Raw genomic sequence first — 14,063 nt, forward strand, 5'->3', positions numbered from 1 at the left:
GCAGATGGCTTCACGAGGTCCACTCCGAGTTTTCGGAGAGGTTCCCGGACCGCCCGCGGGTCATCCGATCCGTGGTTTGAACGGTAGATGACCGACCAACAGATTGCAGAGGGCATGCCGAAGAAAGAAGGCGTGATCGAGATCGAGGGCACCGTAGTGGAGGCCCTCCCCAACGCCATGTTCCGTGTGGAGCTGAGCAACGGACACAAGGTTCTCGCCCACATCAGCGGCAAGATGCGACAGCACTACATCCGGATCCTTCCTGAGGACCGCGTGGTGGTGGAGCTGTCTCCCTACGACCTGACGCGCGGTCGGATCGTCTACCGGTACAAGTAACCAGCCGACGATCAAGAAAGGGCTGACATGAAGGTCAACCCGAGCGTGAAGAAGATCTGTGACAAGTGCAAGGTGATCCGTCGCCACGGCCGCGTCATGGTGATCTGCGAGAACCCGCGCCACAAGCAGCGCCAGGGCTGAGTCCCAGCTCGCAGCACAACTGAATACTTCATCGAGTCGCTAGGACGCAGTACCAGATCTTTCTGGGTCCGAACTCACCTCCGGAGCAGAGGCCGGAGCCCGAGGGTGCCACCCCGGGACGCGACCCGACCGACACCTCTGACGCAACCAGAAGGATCACAATGGCACGCCTCCAAGGTGTTGACCTTCCGCGCGACAAGCGCGTGGAGATCGCTCTCACCTACATCTACGGCATCGGCCGTACCACCTCGCAGAAGCTCCTCGAGGCCACCGGCGTCAACCCGAACACCCGGGTGCACGCTCTGGCTGAGGACGAGCTGGTCAAGCTCCGTGACGAGATCGAAGCCCAGGGCATCCAGACCGAGGGTGACCTCCGTCGTGAGGTCCAGGCTGACATCCGTCGCAAGATCGAGATCGGCAGCTACCAGGGTCGCCGCCACCGTCAGGGCCTTCCGGTCCGCGGTCAGCGCACCAAGACCAACGCGCGCACCCGCAAGGGCCCGAAGCGCACCGTCGCCGGCAAGAAGAAGGCCAAGTGATCCGACGCCTGTACCGGATTTTTCCGGGCAGCGTTGATCCGGCTTTCGCCTCGATCTCACAGACCAGCCAACACAGGAGTTAATGCATGCCTCCGAAGACCCGACAGGGTGCGACGAAGGTTCGTCGCAAGGAGAAGAAGAACGTCGCTCAGGGCGAGGCCCACATCAAGAGCACGTTCAACAACACGATCGTCACGATCACCGACCCGACCGGTGCGGTGATCTCGTGGGCCTCGGCCGGCACCGTCGGTTTCAAGGGCTCGCGTAAGTCCACCCCGTTCGCCGCTCAGATGGCCGCCGAGGCCGCTGGCCGCCGCGCGATGGACCACGGCATGAAGAAGATCGACGTCTTCGTGAAGGGCCCGGGCTCGGGCCGCGAGACCGCGATCCGTTCCCTGGGTGCGATCGGCCTCGAGGTCGGCACCATCCAGGACGTCACGCCGGCCCCGCACAACGGTTGCCGTCCGCCCAAGCGCCGCCGCGTTTGATCCCCACCGAGACATAGAAGGAGACTGAAGAGTAATGGCCCGTTACACCGGACCCATGACCCGCAAGTCGCGCCGTCTCGGTGTCGACCTTGTCGGCAACGACGCGGCGTTCGAGAAGCGCCCCTACCCTCCCGGCCAGCACGGCCGCGGCCGCATCAAGGAGAGCGAGTACCTCCTCCAGCTTCGTGAGAAGCAGAAGGCTCGCTTCACCTACGGCGTGATGGAGAAGCAGTTCGCTTCCTACTACGCCGAGGCCCACCGTCGCGGTGGCAAGACCGGTGACAACCTGCTCCAGCTGCTCGAGGGCCGCCTGGACAACGTCGTCTACCGCGCCGGCTTCGCCCGCACCCGCCGCCAGGCCCGCCAGCTGGTCGTTCACGGCCACTTCCTGGTCAACGGCAAGAAGGTCAACGTGCCTTCGTTCCAGGTCTCGGCTCACGACGTCATCGACGTTCGCGAGAAGTCGCTGGAGATGACCCCGTTCATCGTGGCTCGTGAGACCCACGGCGAGCGCGTCGTCCCCGCGTGGATCGAGGCCGTGCCGTCGCGCATGCGCATCCTGATCCACCAGCTCCCGGTCCGGGCCCAGATCGACGTCCCGGTCCAGGAGCAGCTGATCGTCGAGTACTACTCGAAGCTCTGATCAACCCTCAGCAGTAACCACGGTGAGTCCCCGGCGTTCAACTTCATACGAAGTCGTACGCCGGGGCCTTGCCAGCCCCACAGCCTTCCGTCATCACCCCTTGAAGTTCGGGTCCGTCAAATAGCGGTCGGCCCGGAAAGGACAAATCAGTGCTTATCGCACAGCGCCCCACCCTGTCGGAAGAGTCCGTCGAGGAGTTCCGCTCCCGCTTCGTGATCGAGCCCCTCGAGCCGGGCTTCGGTTACACGCTGGGCAACTCTCTTCGCCGCACCCTGCTCTCCTCGATCCCCGGTGCTTCGGTCACCTCGATCAAGATCGACGGCGTCCTCCACGAGTTCTCGACCATCGAGGGCGTCAAGGAAGATGTCACCGAGATCATCCTCAACCTCAAGGGTCTGGTCGTCTCCTCGGAGCACGACGAGCCCGTCACCATGTACCTGCGCAAGTCCGGTGCCGGTGACGTCACCGCCGCCGACATCGCGCCGCCGGCCGGTGTCGAGGTGCACAACCCCGACCTGAAGATCGCGACGCTGTCCGACAAGGGCAAGATCGAGCTCGAGCTCGTCGTCGAGCGTGGCCGTGGCTACGTCTCCGCGGTCCAGAACAAGGGCGCCGAGAACGAGATCGGCCGCATCCCGGTCGACTCGATCTACTCGCCGGTCCTCAAGGTCAGCTACAAGGTCGAGGCCACACGTGTCGAGCAGCGCACGGACTTCGACAAGCTCGTCATCGACGTCGAGACCAAGCCGTCGATCGCTCCCCGCGACGCGATCGCCTCGGCCGGTAAGACCCTGGTCGAGCTCTTCGGCCTGGCCCGCGAGCTGAACGTCGACGCCGAGGGCATCGACATCGGCCCGTCGCCGGTCGACGAGCAGCTCGCCGCCGACCTCGCCCTCCCGGTCGAGGACCTGCAGCTGACCGTTCGCTCCTACAACTGCCTCAAGCGTGAGGGCATCCACACCGTGGGTGAGCTCATCTCGCGCTCGGAGCAGGACCTGCTCGACATCCGTAACTTCGGCGCCAAGTCGATCGACGAGGTCAAGCTGAAGCTGCACGAGATGGGCCTGTCCCTCAAGGACAGCGCTCCGGGCTTCGACCCGTCCGCCGCCCTCGCCGCCTACGGCGACGATGACGACGACGCGTTCGTCGAGGACGAGCAGTACTGAGTTTCCACCAAAACCGCCCCGTGAGGGGCGTCTACCCCGGTACCTGATACGGCCGGAGAGAAGGAGCAGGCACGATGCCTACCCCGAAGAAGGGTGCCCGTTTCGGCGGTTCGCCCGCGCACCAGAAGCTGATCCTCTCGAACCTCGCCACGGCGCTGTTCGAGAACGGCCGCATCACCACCACCGAGGCCAAGGCCCGGCACCTCCGCCCCGTCGCGGAGAAGCTGATCACCAAGGCCAAGAAGGGTGACCTGCACAACCGTCGCGAGGTCCTCAAGACCATCCGCGACAAGTCCGTCGTGCACACCCTCTTCACCGAGATCGCCGAGCAGTTCGCGGAGCGTCCGGGTGGCTACACCCGGATCACCAAGATCGGTCCCCGCAAGGGCGACAACGCTCCGATGGCTGTGATCGAGCTCGTCAACGAGGCCTACGAGCCGAAGACCAAGGCTGCTCCGGCTGCCGCGGCTCCGGTTGAGGCTCCCGTCGAGGAGGCCCCGGTCGAGGAGGCTCCGGTCGAGGAGACCGCCGCCGACGAGACCGAGGTTGCTGCCGAGGAGGCTCCCGCTGCGGAGACCACCGAGGCCAAGGCCTGATCTGTTCTGAACTGTGGCCCGTCACCCGCGAGGGTGACGGGCCACTGTCATTTCCCGGCGACCTGCTCGGATCGGGCCAGCAGCCAGCAGATGATTCCGCCGACCACGATGACCACGGTCGTCGCGACGGTCGAGAGGGCCGACAGCAGTTGCGCGGCGGCGATGTTGTCGAGCGACATGGCCGGCGCCAGCGCGAGCGACAGCGGCAGCTGCACCACGATGAGCAGCACGTAGGTGATGGGCAGTCCGATCAGCCAACGGTTACCGGCCCAGGCAGCACATCCCCAGCCGGCCAGCACCAGCATGAGGAACAGCGGTCCGAGAAAGCCGATGACGGCTGGGTTGTAGAAGTCCAGCAGTCGGATGAGGCCGTACCAGAACACCGTGCTCAACAGCCAGGAGAGCATCGGCAGCACGATGCCGAGGAGTCGGCCCGTCGGGGTGCGGGCGATGTACGCGGCGCCACCTGCCACCACGGCGTACACCAGCGCGTTGAGCACGATGGTCACAATGTTGGAGATGGACATGCTGGCGATCGTGCCGCCAAGAAAGTACGTCAGGGCGAAGCCGATCAGGGCGATCGCGATCTGCAGGATCAGCACCGCGACGATCACGGCGATGGTGGCGCCCATGGTCGATCGAGGGGCGGACCCGGTGGCGTGGGTCGGCGGCAGCGGCGACGGAGGAGGCGGGGGAGGAGGCGGCGCGGCGTGGCTCATGGCAGGCAGCCTGCCGGACTCGCTGCGGACCTGACCACCCCTTTCGGAGGCGGCTGTCAGAGATCGGCGAGGAAGGTGGCGCCGTCGAGGCTGCCCGGCGCCGCACCCGTGCGGGCGATCGCGTGGACCGCGCGCTGGATGGCCTCGTTGACCGGGGTCGGGACGCCGTGGAGGCGACCCAGCACCACGATCTCGCCGGAGAGGTAGTCGATCTCGACCCCGGTGCCGCGGGTGAGGCTCTGCCAGGTCGAGCTGTTGTTGGTACGGCCGCGTCCGGTGATGTGGTCGGCTCGCCGCGTACGGTCCTGGTCGGCGGTCACGACGCTGATGCCGGCGGCAGCGAGGGCGGCCTCCGCCTCGGCCAGGCAGCGGGCGTAGATCTCCTCGTCGCTGGGGCCGGGGGCGATCGCGGCGTTGATGCCGTTGCCGAGGTTGTTGAGGAGCTTGCGGTGCTTCCAGGCCATGATGTCGGCGCGCGGCTCGCTCAGGAAACCTGCCTTGACCAGGTCGTTCGCGATCGCGGTGGCGGTCTCGTCGACGCCGGTGGGGTAGTGGCCGATGTCGAGGATGCCGGGCATGTTGCCGGAGTCCTGGACGACCGCGCCGGGGGTCAGGAAGGTGGCGGGCAGCACGACATGGATGGCGTAGGTGTTGGCGAAGCGCCGCAGGATCCGAGGCTCGTTCGCTACGCCGTTCTGCATCGCTACGACCGGCGTGTCCGGCGGAGCGTACGCCGCCAGGTCCTCGAGCGCGGCCTCGGTCTGCTGGCCCTTGACGCTGAGGAGGACGACGGTGTCCTCGGTCCAGGCGACCTGGCTCGCGTCCTCGACGGCGGGTACGTCGAGGGTGAGCACGCCGTCGGGGGTGTCGAGGCTGAGGCCGGTGTCCTGGATCGCGCGGAGGTGCTCGCCGCGGGCCACCAGGGTGACGTCGATCCCTGCTCTGTGCAGCAGACCGCCCACGACGCCGCCGACCGCTCCTGCTCCGAAGATCACGTAGCGCATGGGCAGAGTCTGGCAAAGCGCCCTCGCGCATTCCGCCCGGGGCAGGTGTTGCTGGGACAATGAGTGACGTGCGCATCAGGATCGACCTCGCCTACGACGGCACCATGTTCCACGGCTGGGCGACCCAGCCGGGGCTGCGTACCGTCCAGGGGGAGCTCCAGAACGCGCTGGCGACCGCGCTGCGGGTGCCGGCGACGGGGGAGCGGTCCCAGGTGTGGGTGACGGTGGCGGGGCGTACGGACTCGGGTGTGCACGCCCGCGGACAGGTCGCCCACTTCGATATCGACGCTGACGTGCTCGAGTCCTCACGGGGACGGTCGGAGCAGTCGCCGATCGACTCGCTGGTGCGGCGCTTGAACGGGATCCTCCCCGCCGACCTGCGCGTTCGCGCCGCTGTCGAGGCGCCGGTGGGCTTCAACGCCCGGTTCTCGGCATTGTGGCGACGCTACGTCTACCGGATCGTGGACGACCCGGCGTACGTCGACCCGCTGCAGCGCGGGCACGTGCTCTACCGGACCCGTCCGCTCGACCTGTCGCTGATGAACGTCGCCTCCGCCGATCTCGTCGGGCTCAACGACTTCGCCAGCTTCTGCAAGCCGCGCGAGGGCGCGACCACGATCCGCGATCTGCGCCAGCTCAGCTGGGAACGACGCCCCGACGGGATCATCGAGGCGACCGTTCTCGCCGACGCCTTCTGCCACTCCATGGTGCGCTCGCTGGTCGGGTGCCTGATGGTGATCGGGGAAGGCCGCAAGGACGTCACCTGGGCCAAGGAGTCGCTGGCCTCGCGCTCGCGGTCCTCGTCGATCCCGATCGCGCCGGCCAACGGTCTGACGCTCGAAGAGGTCGCGTACCCGCCCGACGAGATGCTGGCAGCGCAGCACGAACGCACCATGAATCGCAGAGAGGCGAGCGAGCTTGACCGGGACCGATGACGAGCACTACTTCTCCGCCGACCCGTCGGTGCCCTTCGAGCGGATCCCCGTCTCGACGACCGTGTGGGACATGGACCTTTCGTTGGTCTCCGGGTCGGGCGTCTTCGCCAAGGGACGCCTCGACATCGGCACCTCGGTGCTGTTCAAGGAGACCGAGCCACCCTCGTTGAAGCCCGGCGCGCGAGTGCTGGACCTCGGCTGCGGCTACGGCATGATCGGGCTCGCGCTGGGTCTCGCGGTGCCGGAGGCGTACGTCACCGGGGTCGACGTCAACGAGCGCGCGGTCCTGCTGGCCAACGAGAACGCGGCGAAGCTGGGTCTGGATGATCGTTATCGCGCCGCGGTGCCCGCCGAGGTCGATCCGGAGACGACGTACGACGAGATCTGGAGCAACCCGCCGATCCGGATCGGCAAGCCGGCCCTCCACGAACTGCTCCTCACCTGGCTCCCGCGTCTCGCCCCTGACGGTCGAGCGGTCATGGTCGTCGGCAAGAACCTCGGCGGCGACTCGCTGCAGCGCTGGATCACCGACCAGGGCTACCCCACCACCCGTATCGGCAGCGCCAAGGGCTTCCGCGTCCTCGAGACCCGCCGCTCCTGAACGGTCCAGATGCCGGTTTCCGCCGTCTCGCGCGTCTCGCGGCCGGTCGCGCGGGGTGCGCTGCCAGACTCCGTCCATGACCAGTCCCGCGATGACGACCCCCGCGCTGACGAACCGCCAGCGCCTGGCCCGCTCCTACAAGGCCTGGGGCGTCGCCGCGCTGTTGAGCCTGGTGACAGTTCTGCCTGTGTACCTTGCCGTCACGCGCTCTGGGATCGAGCTGTCGCGGCTGGAGAGCGTGCCGGTGATGGTCGTCACCGGGCTGATCGGGCCGGTGGTCGGGGCCTACCTGAGCGCACGCGCCGGGCTGGGACGGTTCTGCACCGGAGCCGCGTTCGTGATCATCGCGACCCCGATGACGAGCCTCCCGCTGCTGGCGATCCCGGCGTACGTCCTGGCGCCCTGGATCGCCGTGGCGATCAGTGAGGAGCCCGCGCCCCAGCCCTGGAACGGCTGAGCGATCAGGCGGGACCGGATCCTCAGCCAGCTGGACCGGGTCGGTGCACTTGAGTATCCGTGCGGATGTACCTTCCGCATTGTTCGGCCAGGTTCGATAGGTGAGCAGACCGGACCCCACCTGGTATGGCAACATCATCCGTTCGTACGTCGCGTGGCTGGTCGCTGGGGCGTTGGCCCTAGCGGCAGCGTGGCCACTGTGGCACTACTCGCAGAACCACTGGGCCCCGCTCGTCCTTGCGCCTGTCGCCGGCGCAACGGTGGCCGCGATCCCCGCGGCATCGCGCGCCACATGTGAGTGGATCTGCGTAGGGATCTACGCGGGTGTGCTGGTGTGGGTCATGGTCGGCCTCACGTGAGGCCGACTGATCAGGCGGGGACGGGGTCCTTGGCCAGTCGGACCGGAGTGCGCCCTCGGTGCGCACGCTCCGCACATGAGCGTGGACGAAATTGGTGACGGGTCTGGGAAACAGAGCGGGAAGGCCTTTGGGATCTTCCTGATCGGCGTCGCGTACGCACTCCACATGCGCGACGAGGTCGACGACGCCTCGGTCGACGTCCAGCTGGCGTCGGCGACGTCTGGGACGTGTACCTCGGCCCCGATAGCAGCCCCGGCTTCAAGCGATCCGCTCATTCCGCAGTTGACGATGGAACCTCCCGCGCCGAGATCGCCATGGGGCTGGAACCTGGAGCCCCGCCGAACTCGCCCGGGCCAACTGTTGGGGGTGCCCTGGGTAGCCCGACTATCGCTCTCGACCGAGGGGACGGAACTGAGTACTTGTGCTCATGCGCGGATTCACGCCGGTCGCCACGCTCTGCGTATGAGCAGATCAGACCCCACTTGGTATGGCGCCATCCTTCTTTCGTACGCCGCCTGGATCGTCGCGGTGGCTCTGGCCGCGGCTGCCTGGCCAATGTGGCTATGGGTGTCGAGCCACGAGGGCTGGGGTGACCCGTTCGACAGGTTCGGGTGGGTGCTCATCGCCATGATGGCGGTCGTGGCTGGCGGCGGTCTGGTGCTGACGAGGTTGTTCGGGCTGCCCGGGCTGAGCGGACTGGTGACGTTGGGATGCCTTGCGCTCGCGTACCCGGCGGGAGCCATCGACCCGGCTGTCACCGTGATTCTTCTGGCCTTCGCGCCAGGGGCCGGTGCCGCTGCCGCCGGGACGCCTGAGGGACAAGATCCGGACAGCTGATGGGTCCGGGCGGTTGGACCTTCAGACCGCGGCGGGTTCCTTGGCGAGCCGGACCGGGAGGCGGTCGAGGCTGTAGACGACGGAGAGGTCGCGCCAGCCGAGCTCGCCGGGGTCGTCGGTGGCCATGGCGAGGTCGGGGAAGCGGCGGGCGAGGCCGGTGAGGGCGGCGCGGAGCTCCATGCGGGCCAGCTCGGCGCCGACGCAGCGGTGCATGCCGTGGCCGAAGGCGAAGTGCATGGTGTCGGCGTTGCGGAGGTCGAACTGCTCCGGCTTCGGCACCACCGCGGGGTCGCGGTTGGCGCCGGTGAGGCTGACCAGGACGACGGCGCCCTTCTTGATCGGAACGCCGAAGAGGTCGTGGTCCTCGCGGGCGAAGCGCGGGAACGCGAGCTGCACCGGGCACAGGTAGCGGAGCAGCTCCTCGACGACCTTGTCGACCTCGGCCCTGTCGCCGGAGCGGAGGATCTCGTACGCCTCCCGGTTCTGCATCAGGACGTAGGCGCCCATGGAGAGCATCGAGGCGGAGGTCTCGTAGCCGCCGAGGAAGACGCCGTCGGCGAGACCGCCGAGCTCGACGTCGTCGTACTCCGAGCCCTTGTTGCGGATGATCTCGCCGATCATGCCGTCGCCGGGGTTGGCGCGCTGCTGGCGGACCTGCTCGATGAGGAACGTCCTGGTCTCGGTGGCGGCACCGAAGGCGCCCGCACCGCCCTCGGACAGGTCGAAGCGGGCCATTCCGAGCTTGTGGAACTCGTCGCGTACGTCCTCGGGCATGCCCAGCAGCTCACAGATCACCCGGAACGGGATCTCGAAGCCGAAGTGGTGGACCAGGTCGACCTCGGGGCCGTGGGCCTCCATGCCGTCGAGGGCGTCGGTGACGATCCGGTCGATCATCTCGTTGAGGCGGCCGAGGCGGCGCATGGTGAACTCGGGGGTCAGCAGCCCGCGGAGCTTGGTGTGGTCGGGCGGGTCGGTCATGCCGAGGCCACCGATGCCCTCGGCGTCGGTGCGCTTGCGGGTGCCGAGCAGGTGACGCATGTCGTTGGAGTAGGCGAGCTTGTCGGCCAGGACGTGCTTGGACTCGGCGTGTCCGGTGACCAGCACGATGTCGAGGCCGAGCACCGAGCCGAGCTTGGTGACCGGCGCCTGCTCGCGGCTCTCGGCCAGCAGCGGCACCGGGTCGACGCCGTCACGGCGCAGCGGGAAGGTCAGGTGCTCGGGGATCTTGCGCAGCGTGGTGATGTCGGGAATCGGCGACTCCTTGCCCCGCATCGCGAACTGCAGGGCAAGCTTGCGGACCCGCTCCGTCAGGGGTCGCGTCATCGCCCGTAGAAGGGAACTGACCTGGGCAGCAATCGGCATGCGGCCAGTCTGGCCCATCGTCAATCGACGGTCATCAGGAATACCCCTGGTTTGACGATGTGTCTTGGATCACCCCTCAGGGTCGCGCCGGGATCACCCGTGGAGCACGGTCCTGAACAGCGCGCACGTCTCCTCGATCGCGAGCTGTGCGGCCTGCGAGTGATGGCCCATGGCGAAGAAGCCGTGGATGAGACCGTCGCAGTGGTGGTAGGTCGTCGGGACCCCCGAGCTCTCCAGCGCCTTGGCGTACGCGATGCCCTCGTCGCGCAGCGGGTCGAACTCCGCGGTCACCACGACCGCCGGTGCCAGGCCATCCAGGTTGCCCTTGATCGGGCTCACCCGCGGGTCGGCGCGATCGGCGTCGCCCACGTAGTGGTCGGAGAACCACTTCATCGTCGGCAGCTCGAGGAAGTAGCCGTGGCCGTTCTCCGCGTAGGACGGGTAGCCACTGGTCATGTCGGTCCCCGGGTAGATCAGCAACTGGCCGGCGAGCTCGCGCCCCTCGTCGCGGAAGGCCTGGGCGACCACGGCCGACAGGTTGCCGCCGGCGCTGTCGCCAGCTACTGCGACCCGGCTGTCACCGCCGAGCGTCGCGGCGTTGTCGCTGACCCAGCGGGCGGCGGCCACCGCGTCGTCGTAGGCGGCGGGGAAGGGGTGCTCGGGAGCGAGCCGGTAGTCGACCGCGACGACCACGGCGTCGCAGATGGTGGCGAGGTTGCGGGCCTGGTCCTCGTGGGTGTCGAGGTCGCCGACCACCCAGCCGCCGCCGTGGAACATCACGATCGTGGGCAGCGGCCCCTGCGTCGTGGGCCGGTAGATGCGTACGTCCAGGTCGCCGGCCGGCCCTGGGATCACCGAGCTCTCCACCGATCCGACTGGTGGAAGCGGGATGCCCTCGCCCAGTGCGCGGTAGAGCGCTCGTGCCGTCGGCGGGTCGAAGGACTCCAGGGGCTGGCCCTTCGCGAAGAGGGTGAGCAGGTCAGCGATCTGGCTGTCGAGCGGAGGCATGGCGTCAGTCATATCGTTAATCGCCAAAATGTGTCGAGCGTCACGTTCTACTGATGGGACCGTTCGACCAATCCCGATGCGAATAACCATTCGACACGGGTGCCAGACTGGACCGTTGTGGGACATGTGGACGTTGCTGGAGTGAGATTCCAGCTGCCTGACGGACGAGTGCTGCTCGACGACGTCTCCTTCCGGGTGGGTGAGGGCGCGAAGGTCGCGCTGGTCGGCGCCAACGGCGCCGGGAAGACGACGTTGCTGCGGATCGTCACCGGTGAGCTGACCCCGACGGCGGGATCCGTCGTGCGCTCGGGCGGTCTCGGGGTGATGCGGCAGATGGTCGGCAAGGGCTCCTCGACCGTCGGTGAGCTGCTGCTCTCGGTGGCGCCCGCGCGGGTGCGCGAGGCGGCGGCCGCGGTGGAGGCGTGCGAGCTGGAGCTGATGTCGTCGGAGGACGAGCGGCTCCAGATGCGCTACGCGACGGCGCTGGCCGAGTACGCCGACGCCGGCGGCTACGACATCGAGGTCGTCTGGGACGTGTGCACCATGGCCGGGCTCGGGGTGCCCTACGACCGCGCCCGCTACCGCGATCTGGACACCCTGTCCGGCGGCGAGCAGAAGCGGCTGGTGCTCGAGTATCTGCTGCGCGGCCCCGACGAGGTGCTGCTGCTCGACGAGCCGGACAACTTCCTCGACGTGCCCGGCAAGATCTGGCTGGAGCAGCGCATCCGGGAGTCCCCGAAGACGATTCTCTACGTCAGTCACGACCGTGAGCTGCTGGACAACACCGCGACCAGGGTGGTCACGGTCGAGCTCGGCGCGTCCGGCGCCGGCAACAGCACCTGGACGCACCCTGGTGGGTTCGCCTCCTACCACGAGGCCCGCAAAGACCGGTTCCTGCGGTTCGAGGAGCAGCGCCGTCGCTGGGACGAGGAGCACGCAAAGATCAAGGCGCTGGTCCTGCGGCTGAAGGTCAAGTCGGAGTACAACGACGGGATGTCCAGCCAGTACAAGGCGGCCCAGACACGACTCCGGAAGTTCGAGGAGGCCGGGCCGCCCGTCGAGCAGCCACGAGAGCAGGCGGTGCAGATGCGGCTGCGCGGCGGGCGCACCGGCAAGCGGGCGGTGGTCTGCGAGGCGCTCGAGCTCACCGGGCTGATGCGCCCGTTCGACCTGGAGGTCTGGTACGGCGAGCGGGTTGCTGTGCTGGGCTCCAACGGCTCGGGTAAATCCCACTTTCTACGGCTGCTCGCCCGCGGCGGCACCGACCCGGACGTGGAGCACCGCTCGGTCGAGGACACCCCCATCGAGCCGGTCCGCCACCGTGGGAAGGCCAAGCTCGGCGCCCGCGTGCGGCCGGGCTGGTTCGTGCAGACCCATGCCCATCCGGAGCTGGTGGGGCGTACGCTGCTCGACATCCTGCACCGCGGCGAAGCCACGCCTGACGGGCGGGGCCGCGCCGGTATGGGGCGCGAGGCCGCCTCGCGGGTGCTCGACCGCTACGAGCTCGCGCACGCCGCGGAGCAGACCTTCGATTCGCTCTCGGGCGGGCAGCAGGCGCGCTTCCAGATCCTTCTGCTCGAGCTGAGCGGCGCGACCCTGCTGCTGCTCGACGAGCCGACCGACAACCTCGACGTCCAGTCCGCCGAGGCCCTCGAAGCCGGGCTGGAGTCGTTCGAGGGCACCGTCGTCGCGGTCACCCACGACCGCTGGTTCGCCCGTGGCTTCGACCGGTTCCTGGTCTACGGCGCCAACGGTGATGTCTACGAGTCCCCGGAGCCGGTCTGGGACGAGACGAGAGTGGAGAGGTCCCGATGAGTGAGCTGGTGATCGGGCGCGTCGATCCGTTCGACGACGACGCCTTCGACGCGTGGTACGACGTGATGACCGCGTCGTGGCTCGACGTACGCGGCCCCGACGCGGATCTGTGGGCACGTGAGGAGCAGCGCGTCGAGCTGCAGCAGCAGACCGAGAAGACCGACCGCAGGGCGTACGTCGGCCGCATCGGCGGGGAGGCGGTCGCAGCTGCCTGGATGGCGATGCCTCTGCTCGACAACCTCCACCGGGCGACCCTGGTGGTGGCCGTACTGCCGGACCACCGCAGGCGCGGCCACGGCACCGGTCTGCTCGACCATGTCGAGGCGGAGGCCCGCGCTCAGGGGCGTACGTCGTTCACGGGTGAGATCTGGTGGCCCTGGTCGCTCGGTTCCGGAGGTGAGGGATCGCCGGGACGGGACTTCGGCATCGCGCGGGGCTATGCGCCCGCCCTGGTGGAGGTGCGCCGCCTGCTGCGGCTCCCGGTGCCGGACCACGTCCTCGACCGGCTGGCGGCGGAGGCCGCCGAGAAGCACGGCGACTACACGCTGCGGTCCTGGGTCGGCCGGGTGCCCGACGACATCGTGGAGAGCTGGGCGGTGCTCGACGCCAGCCTGGAGACCGAGGCGCCGACCGGCGATCTGGACATCGAGGCGCTCGAGCCCGACGTGGCGAAGGTGCGCGAGACCGAGGAGCTGGTCGCGGCCCAGAAGCGGACCCTCTACCACTCGGTGGCGCTGGACGCCGACGGCCGGGTGGTGGCCTATACGGTGATCGGCTACTCGAGCTTGGACGGGAACAGCTATCAGTGGGGCACCCTGGTCGAGGGGGCTCACCGGGGCCACCGGCTCGGGCTGGCGGTCAAGGTCGCCAACCTGAGGCTGCTCCAGGCCGAGCGGCCCGAGGTGCCGACCCTGTCCACCTACAACGCCGAGGTCAACGCCCACATGATCCAGGTCAACGAGGCCATGGGCTTCGAGCCGGTCGAGTGGCTCTGCAGCACCCAGAAGCAGGTCTCCTGAGTCGCAACGGGGACGAGCGCCTCATACCCGGTCGGTGTC

At 68.1% G+C, this 14,063-nt stretch carries 19 protein-coding genes; 15 read left to right on the forward strand and 4 right to left on the reverse strand.

All coding sequences use genetic code 11. From position 1 onward, the window contains the following. Positions 1 to 114: 114 nt before the first annotated feature. From infA to rplQ, 7 genes are all read left to right on the forward strand, one after another. Positions 115 to 336, forward strand: a complete 222-nt coding sequence (gene infA, locus ACFX43_RS05285; protein ID WP_011757309.1) for a translation initiation factor IF-1 — start codon at positions 115 to 117, stop codon at positions 334 to 336. Between the two features lie 27 nt (positions 337 to 363). Continuing rightward, a complete protein-coding gene (gene rpmJ, locus ACFX43_RS05290) occupies positions 364 to 477 on the forward strand; it encodes a 50S ribosomal protein L36 (protein ID WP_008361054.1) in 114 nt (37 codons plus the stop codon). Between the two features lie 161 nt (positions 478 to 638). Beyond that, positions 639 to 1,016 (forward strand): 30S ribosomal protein S13, encoded by a 378-nt coding sequence (gene rpsM, locus ACFX43_RS05295; protein ID WP_008361056.1) that lies wholly within the window; start codon positions 639 to 641, stop codon positions 1,014 to 1,016. An 86-nt stretch (positions 1,017 to 1,102) separates the two neighbouring features. Continuing rightward, positions 1,103 to 1,504 (forward strand): 30S ribosomal protein S11, encoded by a 402-nt coding sequence (gene rpsK, locus ACFX43_RS05300; RefSeq protein ID WP_091052417.1) that lies wholly within the window; start codon positions 1,103 to 1,105, stop codon positions 1,502 to 1,504. 34 nt (positions 1,505 to 1,538) lie between these two features. Continuing rightward, a complete protein-coding gene (gene rpsD / locus ACFX43_RS05305; RefSeq protein ID WP_091052418.1) occupies positions 1,539 to 2,147 on the forward strand; it encodes a 30S ribosomal protein S4 in 609 nt (202 codons plus the stop codon). A 149-nt stretch (positions 2,148 to 2,296) separates the two neighbouring features. Then, positions 2,297 to 3,313, forward strand: a complete 1,017-nt coding sequence (locus ACFX43_RS05310) for a DNA-directed RNA polymerase subunit alpha (protein ID WP_008361061.1) — start codon at positions 2,297 to 2,299, stop codon at positions 3,311 to 3,313. A gap of 74 nt (positions 3,314 to 3,387) precedes the next feature. Then, the gene (gene rplQ / locus ACFX43_RS05315; RefSeq protein ID WP_183544321.1) at positions 3,388 to 3,909 is read left to right on the forward strand and encodes a 50S ribosomal protein L17; all 522 of its coding nucleotides are present in this window, start codon (positions 3,388 to 3,390) and stop codon (positions 3,907 to 3,909) included. A 47-nt stretch (positions 3,910 to 3,956) separates the two neighbouring features. On the opposite strand, the gene ACFX43_RS05320 is transcribed toward rplQ, so the two are convergent. Further along, positions 3,957 to 4,541 carry a hypothetical protein gene (locus ACFX43_RS05320; protein WP_378817855.1) on the reverse strand — a complete coding sequence of 195 codons (585 nt, stop codon included), beginning with the start codon at positions 4,539 to 4,541 and terminating at the stop codon, positions 3,957 to 3,959. On the opposite strand from ACFX43_RS05320, the gene ACFX43_RS05325 reads away from it, so the two are divergent. Beyond that, positions 4,540 to 4,662, forward strand: coding sequence for a hypothetical protein (locus tag ACFX43_RS05325; protein WP_378817858.1), 123 nt, complete (start codon positions 4,540 to 4,542; stop codon positions 4,660 to 4,662). The genes ACFX43_RS05320 and ACFX43_RS05325 overlap by 2 nt on opposite strands. A 22-nt stretch (positions 4,663 to 4,684) precedes the next feature. On the opposite strand, the gene ACFX43_RS05330 is transcribed toward ACFX43_RS05325, so the two are convergent. Next, positions 4,685 to 5,632, reverse strand: a complete 948-nt coding sequence (locus tag ACFX43_RS05330; protein WP_378817859.1) for a ketopantoate reductase family protein — start codon at positions 5,630 to 5,632, stop codon at positions 4,685 to 4,687. A gap of 68 nt (positions 5,633 to 5,700) precedes the next feature. On the opposite strand from ACFX43_RS05330, the gene truA reads away from it, so the two are divergent. The 5 genes from truA to ACFX43_RS05355 all read left to right on the forward strand — a co-directional run bounded on the left by truA (position 5,701) and on the right by ACFX43_RS05355 (position 8,820). Beyond that, positions 5,701 to 6,567, forward strand: a complete 867-nt coding sequence (gene truA, locus ACFX43_RS05335) for a tRNA pseudouridine(38-40) synthase TruA (protein ID WP_378817886.1) — start codon at positions 5,701 to 5,703, stop codon at positions 6,565 to 6,567. Continuing rightward, the gene (locus ACFX43_RS05340) at positions 6,551 to 7,168 is read left to right on the forward strand and encodes a class I SAM-dependent methyltransferase (RefSeq protein WP_378817861.1); all 618 of its coding nucleotides are present in this window, start codon (positions 6,551 to 6,553) and stop codon (positions 7,166 to 7,168) included. Before truA ends, ACFX43_RS05340 begins: the two co-directional genes overlap by 17 nt. 76 nt (positions 7,169 to 7,244) lie before the next feature. Continuing rightward, positions 7,245 to 7,625, forward strand: coding sequence for a hypothetical protein (locus tag ACFX43_RS05345; protein WP_378817863.1), 381 nt, complete (start codon positions 7,245 to 7,247; stop codon positions 7,623 to 7,625). 100 nt (positions 7,626 to 7,725) lie between these two features. Next, positions 7,726 to 7,983: a hypothetical protein gene (locus ACFX43_RS05350; RefSeq protein ID WP_378817866.1), complete on the forward strand. Its 258-nt coding sequence runs from the start codon at positions 7,726 to 7,728 to the stop codon at positions 7,981 to 7,983. A gap of 462 nt (positions 7,984 to 8,445) precedes the next feature. Then, positions 8,446 to 8,820: a hypothetical protein gene (locus tag ACFX43_RS05355; RefSeq protein ID WP_378817869.1), complete on the forward strand. Its 375-nt coding sequence runs from the start codon at positions 8,446 to 8,448 to the stop codon at positions 8,818 to 8,820. A 21-nt stretch (positions 8,821 to 8,841) separates the two neighbouring features. Here ACFX43_RS05355 and ACFX43_RS05360 read toward each other — a convergent pair whose 3' ends face one another. Beyond that, positions 8,842 to 10,143 (reverse strand): cytochrome P450, encoded by a 1,302-nt coding sequence (locus ACFX43_RS05360; RefSeq protein ID WP_378817872.1) that lies wholly within the window; start codon positions 10,141 to 10,143, stop codon positions 8,842 to 8,844. A gap of 132 nt (positions 10,144 to 10,275) precedes the next feature. After that, complete coding sequence (locus ACFX43_RS05365) at positions 10,276 to 11,202, reverse strand: alpha/beta hydrolase (RefSeq protein WP_378817875.1); 927 nt, start codon at positions 11,200 to 11,202, stop codon at positions 10,276 to 10,278. 105 nt (positions 11,203 to 11,307) lie between these two features. Here ACFX43_RS05365 and ACFX43_RS05370 point away from each other — a divergent pair, with 105 nt between their 5' ends. Continuing rightward, the gene (locus ACFX43_RS05370) at positions 11,308 to 13,005 is read left to right on the forward strand and encodes an ABC-F family ATP-binding cassette domain-containing protein (protein WP_378817877.1); all 1,698 of its coding nucleotides are present in this window, start codon (positions 11,308 to 11,310) and stop codon (positions 13,003 to 13,005) included. Continuing rightward, positions 13,002 to 14,024, forward strand: a complete 1,023-nt coding sequence (locus ACFX43_RS05375) for a GNAT family N-acetyltransferase (protein WP_378817880.1) — start codon at positions 13,002 to 13,004, stop codon at positions 14,022 to 14,024. The genes ACFX43_RS05370 and ACFX43_RS05375 overlap by 4 nt, the downstream gene beginning before the upstream one ends. Positions 14,025 to 14,063 lie beyond the last annotated feature (39 nt).

The sequence above is a fragment of the Nocardioides sp. YIM B13467 genome (genome assembly GCF_042788075.1).
Lineage (GTDB): Bacteria > Actinomycetota > Actinomycetes > Propionibacteriales > Nocardioidaceae > Nocardioides.

Coding starts and splice junctions, on each gene's coding strand:
- infA (WP_011757309.1), top strand. CDS start 115: ATGCCGAAGAAAGAAGGCGTGATCGAGATCGAGGGCACCGTAGTGGAG.
- rpmJ (WP_008361054.1), top strand. CDS start 364: ATGAAGGTCAACCCGAGCGTGAAGAAGATCTGTGACAAGTGCAAGGTG.
- rpsM (WP_008361056.1), top strand. CDS start 639: ATGGCACGCCTCCAAGGTGTTGACCTTCCGCGCGACAAGCGCGTGGAG.
- rpsK (WP_091052417.1), top strand. CDS start 1,103: ATGCCTCCGAAGACCCGACAGGGTGCGACGAAGGTTCGTCGCAAGGAG.
- rpsD (WP_091052418.1), top strand. CDS start 1,539: ATGGCCCGTTACACCGGACCCATGACCCGCAAGTCGCGCCGTCTCGGT.
- rplQ (WP_183544321.1), top strand. CDS start 3,388: ATGCCTACCCCGAAGAAGGGTGCCCGTTTCGGCGGTTCGCCCGCGCAC.
- ACFX43_RS05325 (WP_378817858.1), top strand. CDS start 4,540: ATGGTCGATCGAGGGGCGGACCCGGTGGCGTGGGTCGGCGGCAGCGGC.
- ACFX43_RS05320 (WP_378817855.1), bottom strand. CDS start 4,541: ATGGGCGCCACCATCGCCGTGATCGTCGCGGTGCTGATCCTGCAGATC.
- ACFX43_RS05330 (WP_378817859.1), bottom strand. CDS start 5,632: ATGCGCTACGTGATCTTCGGAGCAGGAGCGGTCGGCGGCGTCGTGGGC.
- ACFX43_RS05345 (WP_378817863.1), top strand. CDS start 7,245: ATGACCAGTCCCGCGATGACGACCCCCGCGCTGACGAACCGCCAGCGC.
- ACFX43_RS05355 (WP_378817869.1), top strand. CDS start 8,446: ATGAGCAGATCAGACCCCACTTGGTATGGCGCCATCCTTCTTTCGTAC.
- ACFX43_RS05360 (WP_378817872.1), bottom strand. CDS start 10,143: ATGACGCGACCCCTGACGGAGCGGGTCCGCAAGCTTGCCCTGCAGTTC.
- ACFX43_RS05365 (WP_378817875.1), bottom strand. CDS start 11,202: ATGACTGACGCCATGCCTCCGCTCGACAGCCAGATCGCTGACCTGCTC.
- ACFX43_RS05375 (WP_378817880.1), top strand. CDS start 13,002: ATGAGTGAGCTGGTGATCGGGCGCGTCGATCCGTTCGACGACGACGCC.